This window comes from Leptolyngbya sp. NK1-12 (genome assembly GCF_032598965.1).
In the GTDB taxonomy this organism is placed as follows: domain Bacteria; phylum Cyanobacteriota; class Cyanobacteriia; order Elainellales; family Elainellaceae; genus Elainella.
This window is the reverse complement of sequence record NZ_CP053586.1, coordinates 881,451-906,086: the sequence shown is the minus strand read 5'-3', so window position 1 is coordinate 906,086 and position 24,636 is coordinate 881,451. Positions and strand designations below refer to the sequence as shown.

21 protein-coding genes are annotated in these 24,636 nt (G+C 51.6%); 5 read left to right on the top strand and 16 right to left on the bottom strand.

Going from position 1 to position 24,636, the window contains the following annotated elements; translation table 11 throughout:
• Nucleotides 1-10 precede the first annotated feature (10 nt).
• From HJG54_RS03340 to HJG54_RS03295, 10 genes are all read right to left on the bottom strand, one after another.
• Complete coding sequence (locus tag HJG54_RS03340) at nt 11-1,087, bottom strand: EI24 domain-containing protein (protein ID WP_316433361.1); 1,077 nt, start codon at nt 1,085-1,087, stop codon at nt 11-13.
• Nucleotides 1,088-1,109: 22 nt separating this feature from the next.
• Nucleotides 1,110-1,451: a DUF4870 domain-containing protein gene (locus HJG54_RS03335; RefSeq protein WP_316433360.1), complete on the bottom strand. Its 342-nt coding sequence runs from the start codon at nt 1,449-1,451 to the stop codon at nt 1,110-1,112.
• Between the two features lie 176 nt (nt 1,452-1,627).
• Nucleotides 1,628-2,680 carry a low specificity L-threonine aldolase gene (locus HJG54_RS03330; protein ID WP_316433359.1) on the bottom strand — a complete coding sequence of 351 codons (1,053 nt, stop codon included), beginning with the start codon at nt 2,678-2,680 and terminating at the stop codon, nt 1,628-1,630.
• Between the two features lie 57 nt (nt 2,681-2,737).
• Nucleotides 2,738-3,319, bottom strand: coding sequence for a putative glycolipid-binding domain-containing protein (locus tag HJG54_RS03325; protein WP_316433358.1), 582 nt, complete (start codon nt 3,317-3,319; stop codon nt 2,738-2,740).
• A 115-nt stretch (nt 3,320-3,434) separates the two neighbouring features.
• Complete coding sequence (locus tag HJG54_RS03320) at nt 3,435-4,076, bottom strand: L,D-transpeptidase (protein WP_316433357.1); 642 nt, start codon at nt 4,074-4,076, stop codon at nt 3,435-3,437.
• Nucleotides 4,077-4,234: 158 nt separating this feature from the next.
• Nucleotides 4,235-5,068, bottom strand: a complete 834-nt coding sequence (locus HJG54_RS03315) for a hypothetical protein (protein WP_316433356.1) — start codon at nt 5,066-5,068, stop codon at nt 4,235-4,237.
• Nucleotides 5,069-5,196: 128 nt separating this feature from the next.
• Nucleotides 5,197-6,219 carry a PstS family phosphate ABC transporter substrate-binding protein gene (locus HJG54_RS03310; protein ID WP_316433354.1) on the bottom strand — a complete coding sequence of 341 codons (1,023 nt, stop codon included), beginning with the start codon at nt 6,217-6,219 and terminating at the stop codon, nt 5,197-5,199.
• 119 nt (nt 6,220-6,338) lie between these two features.
• Entirely contained in the window at nt 6,339-6,770 is a 432-nt protein-coding gene (locus HJG54_RS03305) for an ExbD/TolR family protein (RefSeq protein WP_316433353.1), read from the bottom strand.
• 139 nt (nt 6,771-6,909) lie between these two features.
• Nucleotides 6,910-8,055 (bottom strand): DNA replication/repair protein RecF, encoded by a 1,146-nt coding sequence (gene recF / locus HJG54_RS03300; RefSeq protein ID WP_316433352.1) that lies wholly within the window; start codon nt 8,053-8,055, stop codon nt 6,910-6,912.
• A gap of 22 nt (nt 8,056-8,077) precedes the next feature.
• Nucleotides 8,078-10,954, bottom strand: a complete 2,877-nt coding sequence (locus HJG54_RS03295) for a cation-translocating P-type ATPase (protein ID WP_316433351.1) — start codon at nt 10,952-10,954, stop codon at nt 8,078-8,080.
• A 784-nt stretch (nt 10,955-11,738) separates the two neighbouring features.
• Between HJG54_RS03295 and HJG54_RS03290 the strand changes: the two genes are divergently transcribed.
• Entirely contained in the window at nt 11,739-13,022 is a 1,284-nt protein-coding gene (locus tag HJG54_RS03290) for a Glu/Leu/Phe/Val family dehydrogenase (protein WP_316433350.1), read from the top strand.
• Nucleotides 13,023-13,036: 14 nt separating this feature from the next.
• Here HJG54_RS03290 and aroH read toward each other — a convergent pair whose 3' ends face one another.
• From aroH to HJG54_RS03275, 3 genes are all read right to left on the bottom strand, one after another.
• A complete protein-coding gene (gene aroH, locus HJG54_RS03285) occupies nt 13,037-13,438 on the bottom strand; it encodes a chorismate mutase (protein ID WP_036008054.1) in 402 nt (133 codons plus the stop codon).
• Nucleotides 13,439-13,769: 331 nt separating this feature from the next.
• A complete protein-coding gene (sppA, locus tag HJG54_RS03280; protein WP_036001769.1) occupies nt 13,770-14,591 on the bottom strand; it encodes a signal peptide peptidase SppA in 822 nt (273 codons plus the stop codon).
• Nucleotides 14,592-14,888: 297 nt separating this feature from the next.
• Complete coding sequence (locus HJG54_RS03275; RefSeq protein ID WP_316433348.1) at nt 14,889-17,234, bottom strand: IMS domain-containing protein; 2,346 nt, start codon at nt 17,232-17,234, stop codon at nt 14,889-14,891.
• 1,118 nt (nt 17,235-18,352) lie between these two features.
• Between HJG54_RS03275 and pdhA the strand changes: the two genes are divergently transcribed.
• Together pdhA and HJG54_RS03265 are read left to right on the top strand one after the other, a co-directional pair.
• Nucleotides 18,353-19,384, top strand: coding sequence for a pyruvate dehydrogenase (acetyl-transferring) E1 component subunit alpha (gene pdhA / locus HJG54_RS03270; protein ID WP_316433347.1), 1,032 nt, complete (start codon nt 18,353-18,355; stop codon nt 19,382-19,384).
• Between the two features lie 5 nt (nt 19,385-19,389).
• Nucleotides 19,390-19,647: a chlororespiratory reduction protein 7 gene (locus HJG54_RS03265; RefSeq protein ID WP_316433346.1), complete on the top strand. Its 258-nt coding sequence runs from the start codon at nt 19,390-19,392 to the stop codon at nt 19,645-19,647.
• Nucleotides 19,648-19,662: 15 nt separating this feature from the next.
• Here the strand turns inward: HJG54_RS03265 and HJG54_RS03260 are convergent, their stop codons facing one another.
• Nucleotides 19,663-20,454, bottom strand: a complete 792-nt coding sequence (locus tag HJG54_RS03260; protein ID WP_316433345.1) for an RDD family protein — start codon at nt 20,452-20,454, stop codon at nt 19,663-19,665.
• A 67-nt stretch (nt 20,455-20,521) separates the two neighbouring features.
• On the bottom strand, nt 20,522-21,481 hold the full coding sequence (locus tag HJG54_RS03255) for a hypothetical protein (RefSeq protein WP_316433344.1): 960 nt from the start codon (nt 21,479-21,481) through the stop codon (nt 20,522-20,524).
• 285 nt (nt 21,482-21,766) lie between these two features.
• Here HJG54_RS03255 and HJG54_RS03250 point away from each other — a divergent pair, with 285 nt between their 5' ends.
• Together HJG54_RS03250 and HJG54_RS03245 are read left to right on the top strand one after the other, a co-directional pair.
• Entirely contained in the window at nt 21,767-22,717 is a 951-nt protein-coding gene (locus tag HJG54_RS03250) for a stage II sporulation protein M (RefSeq protein ID WP_316433343.1), read from the top strand.
• 482 nt (nt 22,718-23,199) lie between these two features.
• Nucleotides 23,200-23,496, top strand: coding sequence for a hypothetical protein (locus HJG54_RS03245; RefSeq protein ID WP_316433342.1), 297 nt, complete (start codon nt 23,200-23,202; stop codon nt 23,494-23,496).
• On the opposite strand, the gene rlmN is transcribed toward HJG54_RS03245, so the two are convergent.
• Nucleotides 23,435-24,580, bottom strand: a complete 1,146-nt coding sequence (gene rlmN / locus HJG54_RS03240) for a 23S rRNA (adenine(2503)-C(2))-methyltransferase RlmN (RefSeq protein WP_316433340.1) — start codon at nt 24,578-24,580, stop codon at nt 23,435-23,437. The two genes, HJG54_RS03245 and rlmN, sit on opposite strands and share 62 nt — an antisense overlap.
• Nucleotides 24,581-24,636: the final 56 nt, after the last annotated feature.

Below are 24,636 nucleotides of genomic sequence, written 5' to 3'. Positions count from 1 at the left end.
CTTGCCTACTCTACAACATTTTGCGCCGAGCGGTCTGCGGCTCTTGTAGCTGTGGCAATACCCAATCGCAGGCAAACAGGGTTCCCGCTGCCACACAGACGGGAATTGCCAGCAAATTGAAGAAGGGAATGCTGACCAGCGTCAAACAAGCCAGGGCAAAGCCTGCACTCGCCGGCAGGGTGCGCAGAATTGTGTTGAGCTTTTGCCGAAAGGGGAGACGGCGTCGCTCTAGGGTCGCATCCAAAAAATCAAGGCAAACCACGGTGGCCGCCAGCGTAATTCCGCCTGTAGTAGCAATCAGCGTTCCCGGCCCCGGAAAAAAATGACAAAGCAACAGGGGCAAGCCAATCCCAACCGTCAAGATTAGCTTTTTCAGCTCGTACAACACGACCCGCCCGATCTCCACTGCCGGATTCACTGAAATCAGACCGAGCCGCCCGGTTTGCAGCTTTTCCATCTCTTCGGAGAGATGCCCATACCAGGGCGACCCCAACAGCACGCCAAATTGCAGCAAAATGAACCCGGTAATCAGCAGGAGCGTCACCACCAGCACCAACCGCAAAATCCAGATCAGAATTGCCAAACCCAGATCCGATAGATTTGCCACCCAGCTTGGCACGACGAGCTTCGGTAAAGACGGCCACCAGTCTGGCAGGGCCAAATGGAAGGATGGTAGATGCAGGACCGGCAACGCAGGCAGCCAAGTTGGCCAATGAAAGGATGGCAAACTAGGCCAACTCCAATGGGGTAAGGCGGCTGTGGCTGTAGACCACCAGCTAGACCACCAAGTAGACCAAACAGTAGACCAATCCCCAGCCCAGCTAACTTCTAGATGAGGTGTATGGGCTATCCAGGTGGGCAAGGCTGCTAGCAGCGTATCGATCGCCTGTAGTCCAGTGAACAGCAGTCCGGCATAGAGCGTCACGCCAATTACCAGATTCAGCAAAATCGGCAGCAGCACATCCCGGCGCAGGCGCGGCGTTTCGATCAGTAACTTCAACGCTCGTAAGGGATAGGACGCTCCAATCAAGAAACTGCCCGGCCCGCGTCGCAGTGGGGGTGAGCTAGGGGGAGTGGGTTGGGGCATAGCAGTGGTGCATCACTTCTGACTAAAGCAACCGGAAAATAAACGGGTAGTGAACGGGCTGATCGGGAGTGTTCAAGCATTGATAAATCGCCCAGATGGTCAAGCCCCAATGAACGAGCCACCAGAGGCCGCCTGCCAAACCAAAGGTGATGAACGATAGAGGAACTAGCAATATTCCATATAGCCAAACGTTGAAGTGAAAGTTGAGCGCTTCTTTGGCGTTTTCCTTCACAACCGGATCTTCTGAAACAAACCAGATGCCGATCGGCACAGCTATGGAAACGAGTAAGGCACTAAAAAAGATAGAGCCGTGGCATAAGGATGATAGCAATTTACGCTTTTCGACATCGGTAGTAGTGTGCATGAGCGCTCTCCTGATTGAGTTTTCAGCGGTGGATTCTGCAAATTCTACAAATCATTTGCAAAATTATTTGCAGAAATTTAGTTCACAGCTATATCCTACTGGTACTAACGTAATGCCAGTTGTAGAGTTCCCTACCTCTACATTGGCGTTTCCCGAACCTAATGATGAATTACAACCTATGAATTGCACATCGTCTGTTCTAAGTCCTGCACCAGTTCATCAATCCGAGCTGGAGTCGTGGCCCAAGAGCACATGAACCGCACTCCTTCATTGCCAATGAAGTTATAAAACAGCCAGTTTTTAGCCCGCAGTGCTGCAATCACCGCTTCGGGTAGTTTGACGAAAACCGCGTTAGCTTCTCTTGGAAACAGAATCTGCACACCTGGAATTTGCAGTAGCTTTTGCTCTAGGTAAGCTGCGCACTGATTGGCATGATCAGCGTTGTGCAACCAAGCCCCAGTTTCCAGCAACCCAACCCAGGGAGCCGAGATAAACCGCATTTTAGAAGCAAGCTGACCGGCCTGTTTGCAGCGATAGGCAAAATCTTCGGCCAGTGCTTTGTCGAAGAAAATGATTGCTTCACCAACTGCCATGCCGTTTTTGGTGCCGCAAAAGCACAGCACATCGACGCCACATTTCCAGGTCAGTTCAGCGGGCGTGACGTTCATCGCGGCTACGGCATTGGCGAACCGGGCACCATCCATGTGAATGCGGAGCTGATAGCGGTCGGCAATGGCTCGAATCGCCAGCAGTTCATCAATAGTGTAGAGTGTGCCTAGCTCGGTGGCTTGGGTGAGGCTGATCACCTTGGGCTTGGGATAGTGAATGTCCGTGCGTTTTTGCACGATAGTTTCGATCGCAGCAGGTGTGAGTTTGCCGTTTTCGCCCTTACCCAACAGCAGCTTGGAGCCATTCGAAGCAAATTCAGGTGCACCGCATTCATCGGTTTCGATATGGGCTGTTTCATGACACACGACGCTGTGGTAGGACTGACAGAGGGCAGCCAAGGCGAGCGAATTAGCAGCGGTACCGTTGAACACGAAAAAGACTTCGCAGTCGGTTTGGAATAATTCTCGAAACTGATCGGCGGCTCGTTGCGTCCAGTAGTCGTCTCCATAGGCGGGTGCACTGCCATAATTGGCCTTCAGCATGTAGTCAAGTGCTTCTGGACAAATGCCAGAATAGTTATCGCTGGCGAACTGTTCTGGTAGATCTGGGGTTAAATTCATGTTTGTTTGATTAGAAGTTGAGTTTAGAGCCGAATCCAAAAATGAATTTCTTAAAGATTAACGTGGTTCTTCAACCGACCAAATTCGACGGAACGTTTGGGGATATTCAATCACGAGTCCATCGCGGTCAACCAGGAGATCGACTGAAAAGTTTCGTGTTAGAGCTTCATAACGATAAATGCCACCCTGAGAATTAATCTCCAAACAGGTGTAGCGTTGTGGCACAGCTCGAACCTGCATTTCTGGAACGGCAACATAAACCACAGTCAGATCGCAGGAGTCTCCGGGTTGCAAGGCCAACCGTCGAATAGCCAACGTATTGGTAAAGGGCGTTGCTGATAAATCGACATCAAGGCAACCGCTTAGCTGTGGAATCGGCTGCTCGCTGTTTTGCCACCACTGTCCTTCTTTGTCTGAATGAATGGTTAACCCCGTTCCACCTGCATTGAGCAATTCAATTTGCAGTTTTCGCACCTGCCAATCCTGATCGGTATCAATCTGATAGCGTGTTCTAAACGGTTTACCATCCTTTACTCCAACTACTACGCTATCAGCTATAATGCCATTCTGATTATTCTCGATATGTAGTTGTTCCATCCCTAAGTTGTTCCACTGCATCCACATCACGGTTCGATCCATTGCTTCTCTCCCTTGCTTGCATTCGAATCGACTGCTGCCTCTGATTCAATTGATTTGCTGAGGTATGGAACGGTGAAGCATTCCGGTCATCTGTATCACGAAAACATAGGGAACATCAGGGGATGACCTCAACCGGAGTGCCGATTTTCACCATCTCGAATAGTTTAATTACATCTCGGTTGTACATGCGAACGCAGCCGTGGGACGCGGGCCGCCCGACGGTTTCTTCATTGGGTGTGCCGTGAAAGCCGATATAGTTAGTACCATCGGTCCAGAAGCCAATCCAGCGTGCCCCTAAAGGATTATTGCGGCCTGGAGGAACCCGTTCGCCGGTAAAGGGATGTTCCCAAATCGGATCATGCAGCATTTGGATGACCTGATGCCGCCCCACGGGTGTTTCCCAGCCGTCGCGTCCAATCGCTACCGGAAAGCTGGTAGCAACCTGATTTTTTTGATAAACATACACGCGCCGCTCGTTTAGCCTAATTACCAAGCGGGTATTGGCTCGCAGGTCAGGCGCAGGTAAAAACCGATCGGCATAGCCCAGCCCTGGCAAGGGAGGAACAGTAGTAGTTGCTGCCAGCCGATTGGCCGCGTCTAGGACGTTCTGGGGGACAAAATTGGCAGTAGAAGCTGGAGCACTACTGACTGGATGAACGGGTAGATGCGGTGAATTTTGAATCGTTGGCGTTGCAGGGAACGAATTGGGATCGGGGGGCGACGCATTAAGTGACTGTACTGGCAAAATTGACAGCACAGATGCAAAGCAGACTACACGGAGTCGGGCTGGGTGGAAGAAACGGAGAAGTTTAAGGCTCATACCGCCGCATTTTCAAGCCAAGCTCAAGACGACCTACGTAATAATTTAGCGTCTCTTGCCATTTTGCACCTAGTTGCGGCAGAAGAAGTATCAAGCTACTGAGCGGCGGCTGGGACTGGCATGGTTGCTGTCGCGGCTGGAACATTGGGATCGCGATTCCAAATCACAACAAAGGTGGCAGTTCGATCAGTGGATTGAATTAGGTTGATAAAGCGAACGGTGCTGCCTTTGGTGACCTGATAGAGTGTTCCACCTCCATATTCACCAGCCTCGGTGAAGCTGAAGCCCTCGAATAGAGTTTGCAATTCCTGGTAAACAGCATCTGGTCGCTTGCGCGATGCCCACAAAATGTCGTCAATTCCATCCACCCTGACCGGTTCTGTGCCATTGCTGTCGGCTGCTGCCAGGCTATCCGGTGTAAAAAATAGCTCTGGCTGCTGAAACAGATAATAAGGGATGCCGAGTCCAGCCGTTTCGTCGGCTCCAACACCACCGATGCTGCTTTGAAACTGTCCTAAAAAATCCTGCAATTCCTGGTCTGCTTCGGGGGAAGGGCTAGCTTCCACGGCAGGCGTCGCGACGGGAGTAGGGGTGGCAGCCACGGTCGGTGTGGGCGTGGGAGACGGCGCTATGGGAGTTGGTGTGGGAACTGGAGGAGGAACTGGAGGAGGAACGGGTGGGCGAGCCACAACGGGTTTCTGTACTGGCGGTTTGGGCTGTAGGGGGGTAGGTGTCGCCACTGGGGTAGGCGTTGGCTTGGGGGCAGGCCGGGTCAGGGACTTTAAGCTAGAAATTTGGACTTCTTCCTCTGGCTCTTCTTCAGGGATTGGTTCCGGTGCGGGTGGCAGAGGCATCGCCAGCAGCAATCCATGTAGGAGAAGGGACAGGGCTACCATCGGATGGGCGACAAATGTGAGTAGAGATTTCATAGCACATGCCTCCATAGAAAACCCTTGGGACAAATTGCTGCCCCAAGAGTTGGAATTGACTCAATTGGTTCAATTGATGAATTTAGTCAGCTGGTTAATGCATCCCTGAACTAGCGGTGCCTCAGCGCTTACTGCTGGCCCTCTAGCCGCAGCAGATCCGGAATTCTGACGCCCACGGTTTCCCGATTGGCAAAAACGCTGCCGACCTTGCCGGCTTGGAAATTTTGCTTCGCTAGCTCATAGGCTTCGCTGGGCAGAGGGACGTAACCCACCTCTGTGACCAAGTCGGTGCTGCTGAGATAGAAATCAATAAAGTTGCGCACTTCTGGCCGTTCAGCTGCCTGCTTGCTGACATAGATAAACAGCGGCCGCGACAGGGGCTGATAGGTACCGTCCTCCACCGATTCGCGGCTGGGAGCTACTGGACCATCGCCATTGTCGATCGGAACCGACTTGATGCGCTGCTTGTTTTGCTCGTAGTAGGCAAAGCCAAAGTAGCCAAGCGCATTTTCGTCACGAGATACACCCTGCACCAATACGTTGTCATCTTCGCTGGCGGTGTAGTCGGCTCGGCTGGCTTTCGATTCGCCAACAATTGCCTCCGTGAAGTAGTCAAATGTGCCAGAGTCAGTGCCAGGGCCAAACAGCTTCAGCGGGGCATCGGGGAAGCTGGATCGCACCTGATTCCAGTTGGTGATTTTACCCTGGGCCGCCGGTTCCCACATCGCTTTTAGTTCTTCCACCGTCAGGCTAGAAGCCCAGCTATTGCGAGGATTAACCACCACGGTCAGAGCATCGTAGGCGATGGGCAATTCCATGTACTCGATGCCAGCCGCCTTGCACGCCTCCATTTCAGAGGATTTGATCGGGCGAGAAGCGTTAGAAATATCGGTTTCGCCATTGCAGAACTTTTCAAACCCACCGCCCGTACCGGAAATCCCAACGGTGACGTTAACGCCCCGATTGGCGGCCTGGAATTCTTCAGCCATTGCTTCTGTAATCGGAAAGACGGTACTTGAACCGTCGATTTTAATTGTTGAAGTTCCTTGAGAAAATACTGCGGGGACGGAAGCAAGGGTTGCCGCAACCGCTCCAGCCGCCACAAACAGAGTGAATCGGCTTAATTTGCCTCGAACTCCGTTCGCCACCATACGTTACACTCCTTGGTGCATCAGATAAGTACGTTTCGCCACTGACACCGTAACGGATGAGGATTAAGAAATGGTGATATGAAGAAAGATAAAAGCGTTAAGTTCAGGTTATGGTTTGGTTAATCCAATTCGGGTTGGCGTTCAATTGCTAACGAAACCCGATCGCCGCCAATGTCACGCATGGTTCTGAGCAACTGCACCACTTTGCTGTAATCTAAGTCGCGATCAGCTTTCAGCAGCACAACTCCATCAGGATGCTCGGTGTAAAATGTCTGCATCGCATCAGAGAGCTGATTGGTATCGATCACGTTGTCTTCCAGGACAATCTGATTTTCTGAGTTCAAGCCAATCACCAGAGATGCCTTGTCCTCGTTCTCGGTTTTGACCCCTGCTCCATCGGTTTGAGGCAAGGTGACATTGGTGATTTGCCGTCCGGTCAAGGTCATTGAGACGATGATAAAAAAGGTCAAGACCGTCATTAATACATCCATCATCGGTACCAGATTGACTTCTGGTAGTTCTCCATCTGCTTGTCGATTTCTGAACCGCATGACTACCTCAAGTTAGGCTGGGTTGATTGGGGAATCTATTCAGTAAATCCAATCATTTCATATTTATATTTTCATTCATATTCATATTTTCATTTTATTCAAGCTCAATTCCATATTCACGTTTTATTCTAACTCTGCTTCAGACTTGAATTTGGCCAGCTTTTACTGTCAAGATTTGCGAGGATTTTAACCACTGGGCATCAAAGGCTCCCAAATGGGTAGTGGTGATCAAGGTCTGAAAGTGATCCTGGATCGTTTCCAATAACTTATTTTGCCGGTTCAGGTCAAGTTCTGCCAAGACATCGTCCAACAGCAGCAGCGGAGGTTCGCCGATCACGGCTTCGATTAATTTCAGTTCTGCCAGCTTCAGCGCCAAAACAAGGGTGCGCTGCTGGCCTTGGGAACCGTACTGGCGGGCTGGGGTTTGGTTGATGATAAATTCCACTTCGTCTCGGTGGGGGCCGACCAGCGTGGTGCCCTGATGCTGTTCGGCTACGGCTCGTTGCTGCAATTTGTCGAGGAATGCCTGCTGAATTAATGCCGGATCATCTTCTGTGATGGTTACATTCGGCGCATAGCGAATCTCTAGCTGCTCGGTGCTGTTGCTGATGGCCTGATGCCAGGATTGAGCTAAGGGAGCCAAGCGTTCGATCACCCGACTGCGACGGCGGATGACGCGCGCGCCAATCGCGGCTAGCTGGGCGTCCCAAATCGCCAGTTGGGTCAGGTCGGCTGCTGAGTGGGGCGGAGCGTTGGCAGGAAGGGCCAGATCGTCAAGGCGCTGTTGTTTCAGCAAGGCATTGCGCTGCCGGAGTACGGTGTTGTACTGCTGCAAAATGTAGGCATACACCGGTTCGAGCTGGGTTAGGAGAGTATCGAGCCAGTTGCGTCGCTCTCCCGGACTGCCTCGCACCAGTTCCAGATCCAGGCTGGAAAACTGTACAGCATTGAGTACACCCAGAAAATCAAGCTGGCGGCGCAGGGTTTCGCCATTGAGGCTGACGGTGCGGCGTCCGTTGCTGCGCAGGGTTAAAGCCAAGTCCACAGGAGACTCATGCCGTTCCAGCGTCGCCTGAATCTGCCCAACCTGTTCCCCATCTAGTACCAAATCGCGATCCCGCAAAGCTCGATGCGAGCGCAGCGTCGCCAACAGTTCTACGGCCTCTAGCAGATTCGACTTGCCCTGGGCATTATCTCCCACCAGAATTGTTTTGGGCGCAACAAACTCCACCTGCTGGTCGTGATAGTTGCGAAACTGCTTCAGATGGAGGGTTTTGAGATACATGCCAATGATTGGATCAGGCGGCCTAATCGACGGGATTGATGCGGCCAGGTCGCCGTTTAAAATACCAGCGGCAGAACAGTTTTTCTAGCTCCACCCAAACAAACATCAATAGGCTAGTGCCAATACAAATGCCAAGTTCGGTGGCATTCAGGTAGTGGGTGCCAAAGAAATCGCGCAGGGGTGGTACATAAACTAGCATCAACTGCAAAATCGTGGTTAACCCAACCGCAATCAACAAAAAGGGATTGGTGAATGGATTCAGTTCTACCGTGAGCTGCGTGTTAGAGCGAATCGCCATCGCGTGTCCCATTTGCGCCAGACACAGGGTGGTAAACACCATCGTCTTCCAGCGTTGCGGATCGCCGGGAGTAGCCTGTGTATAGGGATAGGCCCATGCCATCAGCACAATTGTGATAATTGCCAGAATGATCCCAATCCGCACCATGTACCAGCCCAAACCGCGAGCAAAAATACTTTCGCTGGGGTCATGGGGCGGGCGCTGCATCACGTTGGGTTCGGCGGGTTCTACAGCTAAGGCAAGAGCCGGTAAACCGTCGGTAACTAGGTTCATCCAGAGAATTTGTAGCGGCGACAAGGGCACTCCGGCGGCTCCAACAATTAGCGGTGAGGCGGCAATCGTCAGCACTTCGCCGATATTGGACCCTAAGATGTACTTGATAAAGCGACGAATATTGGTGTAGACAACTCGACCCTCTTCAACAGCGGCGACAATTGTGGCAAAGTTATCATCGAGCAGCACCATATCGCTGGCTTCTTTGCTGACATCGGTGCCGGTAATGCCCATCGCAATCCCAATATCCGCCTGTTTCAAAGCTGGCGCATCATTCACACCATCGCCCGTCATGGCCGCAATTTTGTTTTGTTTCTGCAGCGCCTGGACGATTCGCAGTTTATGTTCGGGCGACACGCGAGCATAGATGCTAACTCGATCCACATGCTGCTGTAGTTCGGGTAAGTCCATTTTTTCTAGATCGCGCCCAGTCAATACCTCATCGCCGGGGCTGGCAATCCCTAAATCCTCCGCAATTGCCTGCGCCGTCAACTGGTGATCGCCCGTAATCATGACTGGACGAATCCCGGCAGTTCGACAGCGGGCCACCGCCTCCCGCACCTCAGAGCGGGGCGCATCTAGCATACTGATTAGCCCCAGCCACACCATCTCCTGCTCGATGGCTTCTTCGGCCCCTGATGGCGGACGGGTCCCCAAAGGCCGATAGGCCAGTCCCAAAACGCGCAGCCCCCGACTGGCGAAATGGTTATTTTCCTCCAGAATTTGCTGCCGCAGATCAGGGGTGAGGGGTTGCACGGTTTTGCCGATCTGAATCTGCTGACAGCGTTCTAACACCAGCTCTGGTGAGCCTTTGCAGCAGAGAATCCATCGGGCATCAGCCACGACGAAGGGCAGCTCAGCATTAGATACAGGAGTCGTTTTACCGTTGGTTTCGAGCTGGCGAGACAGAATCACGCTCATGCGTTTCCGCTCCGAGGTGAAGGAAATCTCGTCTGCTCTGGGTAAACGATAGGTCCAATCGCTCTGGTTTAGTCCAGCCTTTGCGCCGACCACCAGCAAGGCTGCTTCGGTGGGATCGCCAATAATCGCCCATTCGCCCTGTTCTTTTTGCAAGGCCGCATCGTTGCACAACACTCCCGCCAACAGCAGCGCATGGAGATCGGGATAGCTGGCAACCTGAATCGGAGTATGGCTATGGGCCACCAGAAATTCGCCTTCGGGACAGTAACCCTCGCCTGTGACACGAAAGGCCCCACTCCCTGAGCTAACCATCTGCACCACCATTTTGTTTTGCGTCAGGGTGCCCGTTTTGTCGGAACAAATGGTTGTAACGGAACCGAGGGTTTCTACAGCAGGTAAACGGCGAATCAAGGCATGGCGACGCACCATTCGTTGGGTCCCCAAGGCGAGGGTTACGGTAATTACCGCCGGTAAACCTTCTGGAACGACGGCCACCGCCATACTCAGCGACACTTCCAACAGCTCGCGGAACTTGCCGACGCCCGAGATGATCAACCCCGCAATCACCACCACCGCCACCAGCGCCAGCGAGCCGTAGACCAGCACCTGACTCAACTGATCCATTCGCTGCTGCAAAGGAGTTGGCTCAGTCTCAACCGATTGCAACATCGAGGCGATTTTACCCAGCTCGGTCTGCATGCCGGTATTGGTAACGAGTGCTGTGCCGCGTCCCTGAACGACTTCGGTGCCCTGGAACAGCATATTGGTCCGGTCGCCCACAGATGTGTCTTCGGGCAGTTGGGTGTGGACCTGTTTGCTAACGGCATGGGCTTCCCCGGTGAGGGCGGCTTCTCGCACCTGCAAGTTGATCGCTTCCAGCAAGCGACCATCCGCTGCGACCTGCATGCCGGCCTCCATCAACATCACATCCCCCGGTACCAGATCCTTAGCGTCAATCTCGCTAATTCGGCCTTCCCGCACCACGCGAACCCGCGGCGAGGCCAGATTTTTCAAGGCAGCTAGGGCCTTCTCAGCACGGCTCTCCTGCATGTAGCCCAGAATGCCGTTGAGGATCACAATCGCCAAAATCGCGACCGTATCTTTGAAGGGAATATCGCCTGTGGGCAGTTCTCCGGCTCGCCAGTCAGCAAAATCCAGTAAACCTGAGATGATCGCCACCGCAATCAGCATGATCAGCATGATGTTTTTGAACTGATCGAGCAAGATCACCCAAGCGCTACGTCCGCCCGTGTCTTCTAGCTCGTTCAGGCCATATTGCTGCTGCCGTTCTGCCACCTGTTGAGCAGTCAAGCCAGTTTGACGGTTACTCTGCAACAGTTCCAGCGCTCGATCTGCATCGGAGGTGTGCCAGAGCATTCGCTGGCTCGCTTTTATTTCGGTGGTCATGGATTCAATGCGGCGACAATCAAAATAATCTAGAGAACAATCAGAATCAGAAATTGATCACAAAACTCCATCCTAACCTTAAGCAGTTAGGGCGCTAGCACTTCTGACATGATGAGTTATGTAAACAATAACTAAACTGTAACCAAACTATAACCAGGGCCGTGAAGCTAGAGGCTATAGCGATCCTATAACGGTTGGGAGTCAGAAGTCAGGAGTCAGGGGTTAGATTTTTTCAACAGCCAGAATTTTTCCTAAACAGCTGTTTGAAAAGGATTTTGTCGTCTGGTCCGCTCCCTTTTCTGGGATGCCTGCAAGGCTATAATCCTCCACCGGTAGGGGAGTTTGAACAGCGACGGTTTCCCAAACAGTCCAACCAAACAGTCCAACCAAACAATCCAACCAAACAATCCAAGCCCTTGTTTCACAGCCTTTTTCAGGCTAGTGAAGGACGAAAAACGGGGTGCCAGCGCCCCTGCATGGGAGCTTCGCCCCCACACCCCTCACCCCTCACATGAGTGAAAAACGCTGTATATAGGAAGCAAAATCTTGATTTAAGAACATACTCCCAATAGTCAAAACCCAGACTGTTGCTTACTGTGCCTCCTCCTTCCTAACTCGTGTTTCCTGCCTCCTGCCTCCTAACCAGATTAATTTCCGTAAAGAAACCTAACCTTTCATGCCAAACCCCCAATTTTGTATTTTTTGATACAGTTTAATAGAAAATAAAGCAATGTGCCAGGCGCTCTCTTCATTCACCCCGCCTGTGCAGGAGGAAATGTTTATTATGACAGCCACTCTTTTATCAGACGCCAATCAACGGCTGGAAAAAGCTTTGCAATACGTCACGATCCACGAAGATGCGATCGAGCGCTTAAAGTTTCCCAAAGCTAGCCTGACGGTTTCAATTCCAGTCCGCATGGATGACGGCTCGCTGCGGGTGTTTCAAGGCTACCGCGTCCGCTACGACGACAGCCGGGGTCCCACCAAAGGTGGTGTCCGCTTTCATCCTAGTGTCACCCTCGATGAGGTGCAATCCCTGGCGTTTTGGATGACGTTTAAGTGTGCGGCGCTCAGTATTCCCTTTGGTGGAGCCAAAGGTGGCATTACGCTCAACCCTAAGGAACTGTCCAAGTTTGAACTGGAACGCTTGAGTCGCGGTTATATTGACTTAATCGCCGATTTTATTGGCCCCGATATTGATATTCCGGCCCCCGATGTCTATACCAATCCGATGATTATGGGTTGGATGATGGACCAGTACAGTACAATCCGACGACAAATTACTCCAGCCGTAGTTACTGGCAAACCCCTGACAATGGGCGGCAGCCTAGGACGCGAAACGGCCACAGCAATGGGGGCCTTCTTTACGATTCAAACCTTGATGCCGAAGTATGACCGGCGTCCGGAGGAAACTACAGTTGCGGTGCAGGGCTTTGGTAATGCCGGTTCTGTGATTGCGGAACTGCTGTTCCGAGCTGGTTATAAGGTCGTAGCGGTAAGCGACTCCCAGGGTGGAGTTTATGCCCCAGAGGGGCTGGATATTCCCAGCATTCGTCAGTTTAAAGAGTCAACCCGAGGCATCAAGGCCGTGTATTGCAAAGGCACGGTTTGCAACAGTATTGATCACGAAGTATTGACCAATGCCGAATTACTAGAACTGGATGTCGATATCTTGGTACCAGCGGCCTTAGAAAATCAGATTACTGGAGAAAATGCGGCTCGCATTCGCGCACCCTTCATTTTTGAAGTGGCAAATGGACCGATTACCTCGGCTGCCGATCAAATTCTAGAGGAAAAAGGCATTCAGGTATTTCCCGATATTCTGGTGAATGCAGGCGGCGTCACGGTTAGCTATTTTGAGTGGGTGCAGAATCGCTGCGGCTACTACTGGAGTTTGGAAGAGGTGAACCAGCGCCTGAAGGAAAAAATGACCCGCGAAACCGAGCTGATCTGGGTGATCTCCCACGAACTGTCCTGCTCGATGCGGACCGCCGCCTATGTCCATGCTTTAAAGCGATTGGCCGAAGCCATCGAAGCCAAAGGCACGCGGGATGACTACACTAGCTAGCCGCTCTTCTGCGGCTATTCGGGTATTGTTACCATACCTAAATCCACCATACTCAGATCGGGCCGCAGGTGTTTGGCCTGCCTTAGATAGGCGTGGTGAATTTTGACATAGGGGTCGGGAGTATTGATGTGAATTAAACAGCGGATGCAGCGTTCTAGGCTTCCTTCAACATGCATCTGCTGCACATCCAACAGCGGTACATTTTGCCACAGCGGGCGTTCGCGGGCAACGGAAGCTGGAAAAATCGCATCTAGATCGCGAGTCACCGAGAAGGTAATGCTGATGATATCGTCAGGGTCGAGCCGGTTATAGCGTTCGAGTTCATCGAGTAACTCTGTGACGGCCTCTCGAATCGCCGCCTTAGAATTTTCTGCCGCCGTTGTTGCTCCCCGAATTGCCCTGACTTTCCAGCCCACGTAGGTATCCTCCCTTAAATGCTGAGTTTTGAAATTTGAGATTTGAGTTGAGCCTTGAAGTTTGTTTGAGATTCAAGTTTTGAACCAATTAGCTTTAATTTTTGCATTCAGAGAATTGGTATGAATGGGGTGCTCAAATCATCTATGAGTGTTAATTAGTACACACTAACTATGAATCGTACTCTGGATGCTTGACCCAATTTAACTCAAAACTCAGCATTCACAACTCAAAATCACAACTCAAAATTCACTGCTCAAACCAGACGCTTGACCCAGTTAACTCAAACCTCAACGCTCAAACCTCAACTCTATTAGGGGCGATTAAGGGCGATTAAGGGCGATAAAGCCACAGTGGTAAGCCGCTCGTAGACAATTCGAACTCGACCCAATCTAAGCCAGCGGCAAAGGCGGGCGAAACCTGGCTGCGACCAGGCAAAATCCGGCTTAACAGGCTTTTTGGCTCTTCCAGGGTGTAGCACTGGGTCTTATCGGGGTCGAGTCCGGCTAGTTCGGCAGCCCAGCGGCGGGCGTCTTCTTCGCTTCCAAGCCGATCCACAATCCCCAACTCTAGCGCTTGCTGACCCGTGAAGATGCGGCCATCAGCGAAACTCTTGACCGTGTCCACCGTCAGGTTGCGAGCTTCGGCCACTGTTTGGACAAACTGCTGATAGCTAGTATCGATCAGCTCTTGCAAAATGGTCTGCTCCGGCTGGGTCAAGTCCCGATCGAAGGCAAGAATGTCTTTATAGGGGCCTGACTTGATCACTTTAAAGGAAACACCGATCTTGTCGAGCAGCCGTTCCAGGTTGTTGCCGCGCAAAATCACGCCGATACTGCCGGTGATGGTACCGGGATTGGCGACAATGTGTTCGGCTCCCATGCCGATATAGACTCCGCCAGAGGCTGAAATATTGCCAAAGCTGGCCACAATTTTGACTTTGTCGCGTAATCGCTTCAGGGCGCTATAGATTTCTTGCGAGTCACCGACAGTCCCACCCGGACTGTCAATCCGCAGCAGCAGAGCTGGAAATTTGCGTTCTTCAACTGTTTTTAAGGCTTCAAGCAGATGTTTGCGAGTGGCCCCCGCAATCACTCCTGTAACTTCAATTCGGGCAATTTGTTTGCGAAACCGAGGCTTAAAAGGCCAAACCATGCGTTATTTACTCGTGAGGCTGATGTTGTGTGATCCAGTGTACAAAATTAAATCAGGCAGTTGAGGCAGCCGTAAGCATGCAGTTCTGATTTTGGAGACTTTGACTGCAGACGCCAGCGGAGGAATGCGAACCGCAGAGACACAGAGGTCACTGAGTTTGCCTATCCTGAATTTACTCAAACCACTGCGACTGCCCCTGGCAAGCCTACGCGACCCGCAGAAGCAAGCTACAAAACTCAAATCAGCGTGCTGCACACAGGCTCTGCCACCAAACCTCAAAACTAGAAAACTCAAGCCTTATTCCAAGACCTGCATTTCCTGAATCCGCCACTGTCCATCTTGGCGCACCAGGCTGTAGCGGACGCGCACCGTTGAGTCGTAGGAGGCAGTCGTATCAATTTGACTATTGGTGTAGAACTCTGCCTTTTCGCTCACCAAGGCTTCAATCGCGGCTTGCTGACCATCCTCGTTAGTGTTATTAGCAGCGTCCAGTTCTAAATCGGCATCATTAGTGGGGTCTGCATCCGCCGTATCGGTTCCATCGGTGGTTGCAGCTTCGGCTGCGTCGGTTGTGGAGGTTGCTGTTTCGTCCGTTTCAACCGAAACAATCTCGATATTGGAGTGTTCAAACTTCCAATGGGCATTTTCAGCCTTGATGTCTTCGGCTCGTGCCCGCTGCTGAGCTAAAGCTGGATCGATCAGAACTTGCTCAAGCTGCTCGATGTCATGATTTTCGCCCATAGCGGCTGCCTTAGCATCTAGCCACGCCTTAACAATTTCGGGTGCATTATCTTCACTGAGGGGCGCGCTGGCTGTAATCGTGTCTTTTTGCTCATTCACAAAAGCAGAAAAGCCAGTTTGAGCCGGAGTGGCCTGATTGGTTCCAACCGTATTGCTGCTAGAAGCCGTGTTAGTTTGGGGCCGATTCAGCAGCTTACCCACCAGAAAACCTAGCAGCATTAGCCCTAATAGACCCAAGGCAGCCAACAGCAAAATCCGATCGAGGCGCAAATTAGCCGGTAGATTCGCCGCTAGGCGGGCTGAACGACGGGCGGACGGGCGGGTACCGTTGACAGAGGGCTGACGAATCGCTTCTTGGGGCACGGGCGTTGAGCGCTCGCGGGGATTTTTGCCTAAGCGAGAGGCCGATTGGTTGCCAGTCTGCCCGGTCTGCGGTGCCGATGTGGTCGCAGCAGGACTGGGTGCGGTGGAGTAGCCAGGTTCCATTGTTGCCGTAGCGCTTGGCATCGAGGCATAAGTGGGGCTCACATCGCGGCCAATCGTTTGCGCCTCGCTAGAGAGGTTTAGCTCCCGCCGTGAGGGCGCTGGATAGGCCGCAGCTGGTGGAGTGGAAGCAGCAGGCTCCGTGGGTAACTCTTCTAGGTAAGCCTGTACATCTTCATCGGCAAAATACTCGGTTAGAGATGCCTGCTTTTGCTGCAAATCCCGGAAGTGGGGAAATACTTCATTTTGGAACCAGCGTTCGCTATATAGGCATAACCCTGGCAGCAGGTCGGGCGATCCTTGAGAATGGTCACGAATGAAAGCCAGGGATTCAAACTCCTGACTCAGCTCTAGAGCACGGCTAGCTTCTTCGGTTTGGCCCAACAGCAGTGAACAAACTGCCTGCTCGAGGTGCACATCCTGATGACTGCCCAACCGCACCAGCATCAGCTTGGCGCGACGAATTAGGGCTGGCTGACGTTGAGCAAATCCACGCGCCAGCAGGGCATAGACGGCTAAGTACGTAGCTACTGCAGATGGACGACGGGCCTCGGTTTCAAACAGCATCTGCTGTTCGGCTGAAGTGAGATAGCTGCGCAACTGCTGAATAAATCGCAGAAAATCATCCACCCCCAGCCCTGACTGATCGTCACCGCTACCATCAATGCCGCCCCGATCATGCAGCATATCTTCCAGCAAACTAATGCCCTGCCGCCGAGCTTCTTCATGCTGATCCGGCAGCGATACCAGCTCCAAAATCCGATAAGGGCGCAGCTTAAACAGATCGGACTGCATCTCACCCCGAATATTGGCGAACAGCCCTTCCTGCAACAGCAGATCTTGCCCATTCTCTAGGGAAGCAGCAGCGTTCTCATACTGCCCTTGCTGCCACTGCTCCCGACCTAATTCCAAGTAGGCTAGAGCAACCGTCAGCACAATATCAGCGGTCACAATCTCTGGATCACCCAGTTTGCCATCTGCAATTCCAGAAGAGCCATTGCCCAAGTAGGGACGCCCCAACCGCAGCACCAGCTCATATTCGCCCAGCTCCAGCAGAATTAGCAGCGCCCCAATAAACTGGGATTCCTCGATCTCAATGCAGGGGGTGTAGGGATCGATTCCCCACTCTGGATCAAGCGGTTCCGGCTGTGCAGCTTCTTCCTCGCCCTCTAGTTTGCCAGTGTCGAGCAGGTCATAGGATTTCGCCAAAAAGCTGGCGTCGTAATCTTGACGCTGAACCGGGTCGGAAAGGATGCCATAAGCCTGATCGATCAGCTGCTTACGAGCCACAATGGCAGCCTCGGAGAACTCGCGACGGGGAAGTTGCTGGATCCGATCACGATGAGCCTGCTGCAACTGTTCGGCAGTCGCCTGAATCGGTAAACCAAGAATCCGGTAGTAATCCAGCGGAATTCGCACGTTCCCTATCCCCTGCAATCTACAACTGACACTAAAAGTAAACTTTCCCCAGTTCTACGATAGACCTCGACCGTTCAGCAACTACAAAGGTTGACTCCATAGTTTTGCCTCTGGTAGGGGCAAACCATTATCAATTTTGCGTTTCGTCACCGGAGAGTTTACTAAAAACTTACCCTGCTTTATACGCTGGACTCTTGAGAAGTGCAACCCCTTCGTTACGTGCAGTAAAAAAGATTAAACTCTATGCATCACTGCCACTGCGAACTTATGTACTCCCTTGCTCCTTGCGATACCAGGCAAGGCTCGTCAATTTTAGCGGATCTCCATCTATACCACACGGACTTGCTGAGAAAATTCCATCCGATGGACGAGCTAATCGAGTTGGACTAGTGCTTCCCTAATTTAGAATCTATGGTTTCCATGCTTCTTAGTGTTAGGATTAAACCTTTTTCTGATCAGAAGATAAGAAAATCGCGCTATATCGTGGAGCAGAATAGAGTTATAAGGTGAAAAAGTCGGGGAATCAACGAGTAGCGCTGGCAGGGCGGAGTAGAGTCACCAACCTAAGCTGAGCTGTCTAGACAAGCGATATATATTGGGAGAGCCATATCCAGGGAGTCGTATCAGAGGCGCGAACCAAAGATGCGAACAAACTTCAGACCAGTTTCCAGTTCTGGAATCGAATTAACTTGATTGATTAGCTGATTGATTAGCCGTGATTAGCCGACACACCTCCTGAGAGCAGGTTTAGCAAATCTGTGATCTGTCTGCAAGGATTTGTCTGCAAACAGCTTTGTGGCAAAACCTATCCTGATGGTGCAAGACGCCCTGCTGGTGAGGAGTGGAGTCAGTACAAAATGAAGCTTCAAATGCTGGTCTTGATGCACACACTCAATACGTACAATCGGGACGTACAATCGGGCGAGACTGGGCTTTTTAACAGAATTTAAGTAGATGCAGTCCAGAGATGAAGTGGTGATGAACTAGATAGATTCGTAACCCCGAAACTTGATAATATCTAGAACTGCGTTATTAACCCAAACCCCAGGTTAAACCAGTCGGCTAAACCGATCTGAGATTTACTGTTGTTTTACTACTGTTAAGGATACTATCAATTCATGACTCAGGAACGGACAATTCCAACGCTACCCTCGATTGCCCCCATTTCCCGTGAAGACGGCCTGATGCTCTATGAAGACATGGTGCTCGGGCGCTTCTTTGAGGACAAGTGCGCTGAAATGTACTATCGCGGCAAAATGTTTGGATTTGTCCACCTTTATAACGGACAAGAAGCTGTCTCTACTGGTGTAATCAAGGCAATGCGACCAGGAGAAGACTATGTCTGCAGCACCTACCGCGACCACGTCCACGCCCTCAGCGTTGGCGTTCCGGCTCGTAATGTCATGGCTGAGCTATTTGGCAAAGCGACGGGCTGTAGCAAAGGTCGAGGTGGCTCGATGCACCTGTTTTCTGCAGAGTATCGGCTATTGGGTGGCTATGCCTTCATTGGAGAAGGCATTCCGGTAGCACTGGGTGCAGCCTTTCAGTCCAAGTATCGCCGAGAGGTAATGGGGGATGAAGCTGCCGATCAGGTGACGGCAGCTTTCTTTGGCGATGGCACTACCAATAACGGTCAGTTTTTCGAGTGTCTCAACATGGCAGCTCTGTGGGATCTGCCGATTATTTTTGTGGTGGAAAACAACAAGTGGGCGATTGGCATGGCGCACGAGCGGGCCACGTCCCAGCCAGAGATTTTCAAAAAAGCCAGCGTATTTGGGATGCCTGGGATCGAAGTAGATGGAATGGATGTGCTAGCCGTTCGCACCGTAGCGCAAGAGGCAGTTGCTCGCGCCCGCGCTGGAGAAGGCCCAACCCTGATCGAATGCCTCACCTACCGTTTCCGGGGGCACTCCTTGGCCGATCCGGATGAATTGCGTTCTAAAGCTGAAAAAGAAACCTGGTTAGCCCGCGATCCGCTCAAAAAACTGGCGAATCATCTGATCGACCAGAAGCTAGTCCAAGCAGACGAACTCAAGGCAATCGAGAAGCGGATTCAGGCAGAGGTGGACGAGGCAGTTGAGTTTGCTCAATCCAGCCCCGAACCCGACCCCAGCGAACTGTACCGGTTTGTATTTGCAGAGGATGAGTAAGGCCCATGCCTGACCCGATCATGTACCAAGGGGATGCCTATGTCGTGCTAGAGCCAAATCTGCCCGAGCAGTTGCTCACGGCCGATGAGCTGTTAGCAAAACTGAAGGACCTCTTGGCGGATCAGCAAGACGATCTTCCACCTGATCTGAGTCAGTTCACCGATCTGGATACCCAGGCACGCCATCTGATGGAAACTGCCTGTGAGTTCAATCTCGATCCGGCTCACTACCTGCAGTGGTTTGTGGTGCGACTAGAGAAGTAGCAGCTAGAAGGGTGGCTAGTAGGTCGGAAACTGCTGCTGATAGGCGACATACACGGCCTCTAAAAACTGGTCTGAGTCCAGCTCCGGGGGAATTTCCTCCAGGTTGATAATGGCGCGAATTTCACGGGCTAGCTTCAGGCTCAGTTCTCGTCTGGCTGGTCTAGTCATTGCAGCGCGTCGATGCAAGTATTCGCTGATCACTGCAAAATCGTCCGGCAGCAGTTGGGTTAAGTCAGTTATTTCCGGCAGTTGAGCTGCTAGCTGCTGGGCTGTCTCTGAGATGGACAGGGTTTTCTTGAGCTGGGGGCGTGCTTCTTGAATCACCAGCGTCCCTGCTACCCAGTCGCCGATTCGTTTCTCTTGCTGACCGAAGAAAATAAAGAAAACGCCAATAAATAGAATGTCGTCAATGGGCCGCAGGAGTGCTCGCAGTGCTGCTTGTGATAGGCCAACAGGTTTGCCGTCATCTTGAATCACCCGAATCTTTGCAAACCGTTTGCCTGGCGTTTGCCCTTGCCAAACAACTTCAAAATAAACAAAGTAGCCGCTGTAAACAATAAACGAAATTAGCAGACCAATCGCCAACAGCCAGAGCGGCACCTGACTGTAATTAATCTCCAGCCGACTGAGATAGGTCATCAAGCGGTTGGCAAAAATAATCCAAAGGATCCAAAATCCGACTAACCCCATGCCCAGCAGATGATAGTCGATCAGCAAAGCCAGTGCTCTGCTGCCAATGCCCGCCAGCGTAAACTCTAGCTCAACGCTTTCAGGAGTCGTTAGTTTAACGTGTTTGAACAAGGGCATAGTCAGGACAGCGGTTGCGAGGAGAGCTGGAGCAAAAAAAGTTGCATCCAATCAACAAAGCTAGTTACTAAATCTGACGGTCGCGCAGTTGCAGACCAAATCCTTCCCGACGGCTGCGCAGGTCATAGTAAATCACAGCCTTGATCGCCTGCCAAAGCGGCAGCATAAACACATTACCCAAGAAGCTGACGGCATAGGAAATTAGCAGCAAAAATGGGGCCGGGTCAACAGTCTGGTCCGATGCAACGGCAGCAAAGCCTCCTTGCACCAGATTGGTCAAGAGCTGGATCAGAATAACCAAGGGCAGGGTGATTAGAAAGGTGACAGCTAGGATCAGGATGATTCGCCAACCATTCTTTTGGGTTAAACGCCAACTGCGGCCAAGGGATTCAATTGCTCCCACCTCAGTTTCTACGGCCAAAGCCACTTCTGGAACCGCGAACCGAGCTGCCAACCACAGCAGCAAGCCAAGTACCAGTAGAATCAGCAGAATCGATAATAGGCCAATCCCAATCAGCAAACCAGGATCGCTAACATTGGGCTGGGGAGCACTGAAAGGGTTTACTCCCAAAGCTGCAAAAATCGCCACAAATACAATTGCTATACCAATGTAGGCCGCTATCACAACGCTGAAGTAGAGCAGTCCCAGCAGCAGCGACATCCAAACAAACGACCAGAGGCGGGAGTTGGTAAACCGCTTGGCATCGCGAGTTGTTTCCGGCTCGCTGGTTAGCTCGCCAAAGGCAAGCCGAGAAATGGCCGCAGAACCAGCCATGTATTTGCCAATACAGTAAAGCAACAGAACGATCCAGGCTGGAATAATCAGCCCCAGCAGGGCGTAATAATTCTGTGCTACAGCAAAAAATCCAACGATAAATGCCATCACTACAATTGGCAAAATCACCCATAGGGTGGCAAGTAGAGCGGTGCCAAAATACTGCTTGAAATGATTGCTGTATAGGCGTAACCCGGCACTGACCACATTGCCGACACTGAGAGGACCTTGGAGGTTAGAACTGGCAGTCATCGGATTTTTGCTCCACTATCGCTGGTATACAGACAAGCCCTAGAAAATCCATTTCTAATCAAGACGATACCCTTCCCATGAACTGGGTTCCTTAATCTTGCGGTTCTTCTTTACAGAAGATGGCTCAGCCACATTGCTCAGGTATGCTGCTTCCATTTCAACCATAAAAGATGCAGACTGCTAGCGAAAACCCAGCAAAAACCCAGTGAAACAGTGCTCAGCCGTAGGGAATCGGTTAGGCTGGTGTCAGTTTTCCCGGTTTAAACTGCGATTACTACAGGGTTTATGAACATTCAGCGCTGGATTGCTCGTCGAGAACAGAGTTGGAAACAGCTTGATACGCTGCTCAATCAGGTGGAAAAACGCGGTCTAAAATCCCTCAGCGCTGGTGAAATTCAAACCTTGGCGAGTTTGTATCGTTCGGTTGCTGCTGATCTGGCCCGTGCCCGCACCCAGCAGGTCGGTGACTTGGTCGTGCGAAATTTGCAAGCTCTGGCTACCCGCGCCTATTCCCAGATCTATCAAGGTTCAAGGCAGCAAGAATGGAATGCCGTGCGCGAATTCTACCGCTGGGGGTTTCCAGCCGTGGTTCAGCGCTCCAGAGGCTATATTGCCTTAGCTATAGGGTTGTTTGGGCTAGCTGCCGTGGTGAGCTGGTGGTTAGCATGGCGCGATCCGACCTTTTTGGCGCTGGTGGTGCCGTCGGAGCTGATTTCCCAGGTGCGGGATCGGCAGGAGTTGTGGACTGGATCGATTGTGGGAATTGAGCCATTTGCCTCCAGCAGCATCATGATTAACAATATCAGGGTCTCATTTATGGCCGTAGCCGGTGGGATCACGGCAGGCTTACTGACGACCTATGTGGTTTTGATTAACGGTGTGCTGCTAGGTACAATTGGCGCTTTGGTAGGGCAGAACAACTTGGCCTTTCCGTTTTGGGCCTTTGTGTTTCCCCACGGTTCGCTAGAACTCCCCGCTATTTTTTTAGCTGTGGCGGCTGGTTTTTTGATTGCCAGAGCAATTCTGTTTCCGGGTCAATATCGCCGTGTTGATGCGCTCAAGCTCTATGGGCAACAGGCGGCTCAGCTTGTGTTTGGGATTGTACCGTTGCTAGTGATTGCTGGAGCCATTGAAGGATTTTTCTCGCCTAGCCCCTTGGTTCCAAACCCGATTAAATATCTGGTGGGAATTGGACTGTTGGTGGGCTTAATTTATTACTTCAATCAACGTAAATAGTGCCAATTCAAATGAAGGTTAAACATAGCAAGTCAGCAAACTAAAACCATCCTTACCAAGCTAGATCTGAAGAATTTCTTAAAAATCCGTAACATAAATTACTTTTTCTCTAAAAATAGGCTACCTATCTGTGGGCAGATGAACATTACCTTAAGAAAACCTTAAATAAAAACTAGCTCCTATTCTGCTGATCCCTATAGAGTTTTCATGATTTTCATCTTGTTTTCTTGAAGATTTCTAGTCATGATTTAATAGGGGAGCTGGATTAGGAAAATCCAATCGTTAATCTTCTTAAGATTGGTTGATTGTTTTGACTTGAGTATTCACAGTTTGTAAACAGCCTTGTAAACAGTGATTCCGGCAGTTTGGAGAAACTGCTGTGGTTTCAGGGCAATCTTTTAATGCAAGTATTCAAAGGGGAATTAAACGTGCAAATGAACGTGCAAACAGTTGAATCAGTGGAATCAAATGTGGAATCAAACGTGGAATCAAGAGTAGAATTGGCGATTGATTCAGTGATAGAAATGGTTCGCTGTCCCAATTGCGGCAGCCCAGCAGAGCGCTATCACGCCATCAGCCATCAGCGCATTCATACTCAGTGTCCCGAATGCGATTATCTGATGACCACCTGCTCCCAAACCGGCAGAGTGATCGAAGCCTATGCACCCGGTATTCCCTTTGGTAAATCGGCTAACTTTAAATCGGCTAACTCGGTGATCAAGGCTGCGATTGGGACGCCCGAAGCTGCCCACAGGCCGCATCCGCTGCTAAACCTCTAGAGCGCCGCACGCTCACGGCAATCTTCTTCTGCTTCAGCGCTTGGACAAAAGCTTGAATCCGTCGCTCGTCGGGGCGCTGATAATCGACTTCTTGAATTGGGTTATAGGGAATCAGATTGACGTGGCTCTGAAACCCATGCAGATGGTTAGCTAGCTCTACGGCATGTTCTGGACAGTCGTTTAATCCGGCCAGCAAAATATACTCGAAGGTGACCCGCCGCCCCGTCAGGTTGACATACTCTCGGCATTCTTCTAGCAACGCCTCTAGCGGATATTGACGAGCGCTGGGTATTAGCTGTTCTCGCAGCGTTTGATTAGAGGCATGCAGACTCACGGCCAGCGTGACCTGAAGCTGATGTTGGGCCAGTCGTCGGATTCGTCCGGGAATGCCAACGGTCGAGATCGTGATCAGGCGTTGCCCAATCCCCACATCTTGATTCAGCGAGCGCACGGCAGCTAATACATTCTCACTATTCAGCAGCGGTTCCCCCATGCCCATGAACACAATATTGCTGACCCGCTGCCCAAAATCTTCCTGTACGGTCAGTACCTGATCGATGATTTCGTGTACTTCCAGGTTGCGCTGAAAGCCGCCCTTACCCGTGGCGCAAAAATCGCAGGCCATTGGGCAGCCGACTTGAGACGAGACACAAACTGTGAGGCGGTCTAGGGAGGGTTGAGGGTTGAGGGTTGAGGGTTGAGTTAGGGTTGGTTTGTAGGTGGGGATGCCGACAGTTTCTACGATTTGGCCATCGCTGAGACGCAGCAGAAATTTGACCGTGCCGTCCGGGGCCTGCGAGCGGTAGTGCAGAGTGGAGCGCCCGACGGGAACATCGGTCAGTTCAGTCCGCCACTGCTTAGGAAAAACGGAAATGTCGCTGAGATGGCGCACGCCTTGTTGATAAATCCACTGATGTAGCTGTTTGCCGCGATAGGCAGGCTGGCCCTGCTGTTGAACCCAGGCGGTTAAATCAGCTAGGGATTGGCCTAGAAGCGGTTTAGCGGCAGCTTGTCCACCCGGCTGCTCTAGAGGAGAGACGGATAGGGAAGGCTGAACTGGCTCGGTAGAGAAGGAAAGAGACATGACCAATGGCAACTCGGATTCGCTTCTCTATCTTACCGGTGGGAGCTGGATGGCGG

What these genes read in the sequence shown, in the direction of transcription:
- HJG54_RS03340 (WP_316433361.1), bottom strand. Translation starts at nt 1,087, where the DNA reads ATGCCCCAACCCACTCCCCCTAGCTCACCCCCACTGCGACGCGGGCCG.
- HJG54_RS03335 (WP_316433360.1), bottom strand. Translation starts at nt 1,451, where the DNA reads ATGCACACTACTACCGATGTCGAAAAGCGTAAATTGCTATCATCCTTA.
- HJG54_RS03330 (WP_316433359.1), bottom strand. Translation starts at nt 2,680, where the DNA reads ATGAATTTAACCCCAGATCTACCAGAACAGTTCGCCAGCGATAACTAT.
- HJG54_RS03325 (WP_316433358.1), bottom strand. Translation starts at nt 3,319, where the DNA reads ATGGATCGAACCGTGATGTGGATGCAGTGGAACAACTTAGGGATGGAA.
- HJG54_RS03315 (WP_316433356.1), bottom strand. Translation starts at nt 5,068, where the DNA reads ATGAAATCTCTACTCACATTTGTCGCCCATCCGATGGTAGCCCTGTCC.
- HJG54_RS03310 (WP_316433354.1), bottom strand. Translation starts at nt 6,219, where the DNA reads ATGGTGGCGAACGGAGTTCGAGGCAAATTAAGCCGATTCACTCTGTTT.
- HJG54_RS03305 (WP_316433353.1), bottom strand. Translation starts at nt 6,770, where the DNA reads ATGCGGTTCAGAAATCGACAAGCAGATGGAGAACTACCAGAAGTCAAT.
- recF (WP_316433352.1), bottom strand. Translation starts at nt 8,055, where the DNA reads ATGTATCTCAAAACCCTCCATCTGAAGCAGTTTCGCAACTATCACGAC.
- HJG54_RS03295 (WP_316433351.1), bottom strand. Translation starts at nt 10,954, where the DNA reads ATGACCACCGAAATAAAAGCGAGCCAGCGAATGCTCTGGCACACCTCC.
- HJG54_RS03290 (WP_316433350.1), top strand. Translation starts at nt 11,739, where the DNA reads ATGACAGCCACTCTTTTATCAGACGCCAATCAACGGCTGGAAAAAGCT.
- sppA (WP_036001769.1), bottom strand. Translation starts at nt 14,591, where the DNA reads ATGGTTTGGCCTTTTAAGCCTCGGTTTCGCAAACAAATTGCCCGAATT.
- pdhA (WP_316433347.1), top strand. Translation starts at nt 18,353, where the DNA reads ATGACTCAGGAACGGACAATTCCAACGCTACCCTCGATTGCCCCCATT.
- HJG54_RS03265 (WP_316433346.1), top strand. Translation starts at nt 19,390, where the DNA reads ATGCCTGACCCGATCATGTACCAAGGGGATGCCTATGTCGTGCTAGAG.
- HJG54_RS03260 (WP_316433345.1), bottom strand. Translation starts at nt 20,454, where the DNA reads ATGCCCTTGTTCAAACACGTTAAACTAACGACTCCTGAAAGCGTTGAG.
- HJG54_RS03255 (WP_316433344.1), bottom strand. Translation starts at nt 21,481, where the DNA reads ATGACTGCCAGTTCTAACCTCCAAGGTCCTCTCAGTGTCGGCAATGTG.
- HJG54_RS03250 (WP_316433343.1), top strand. Translation starts at nt 21,767, where the DNA reads ATGAACATTCAGCGCTGGATTGCTCGTCGAGAACAGAGTTGGAAACAG.
- rlmN (WP_316433340.1), bottom strand. Translation starts at nt 24,580, where the DNA reads ATGTCTCTTTCCTTCTCTACCGAGCCAGTTCAGCCTTCCCTATCCGTC.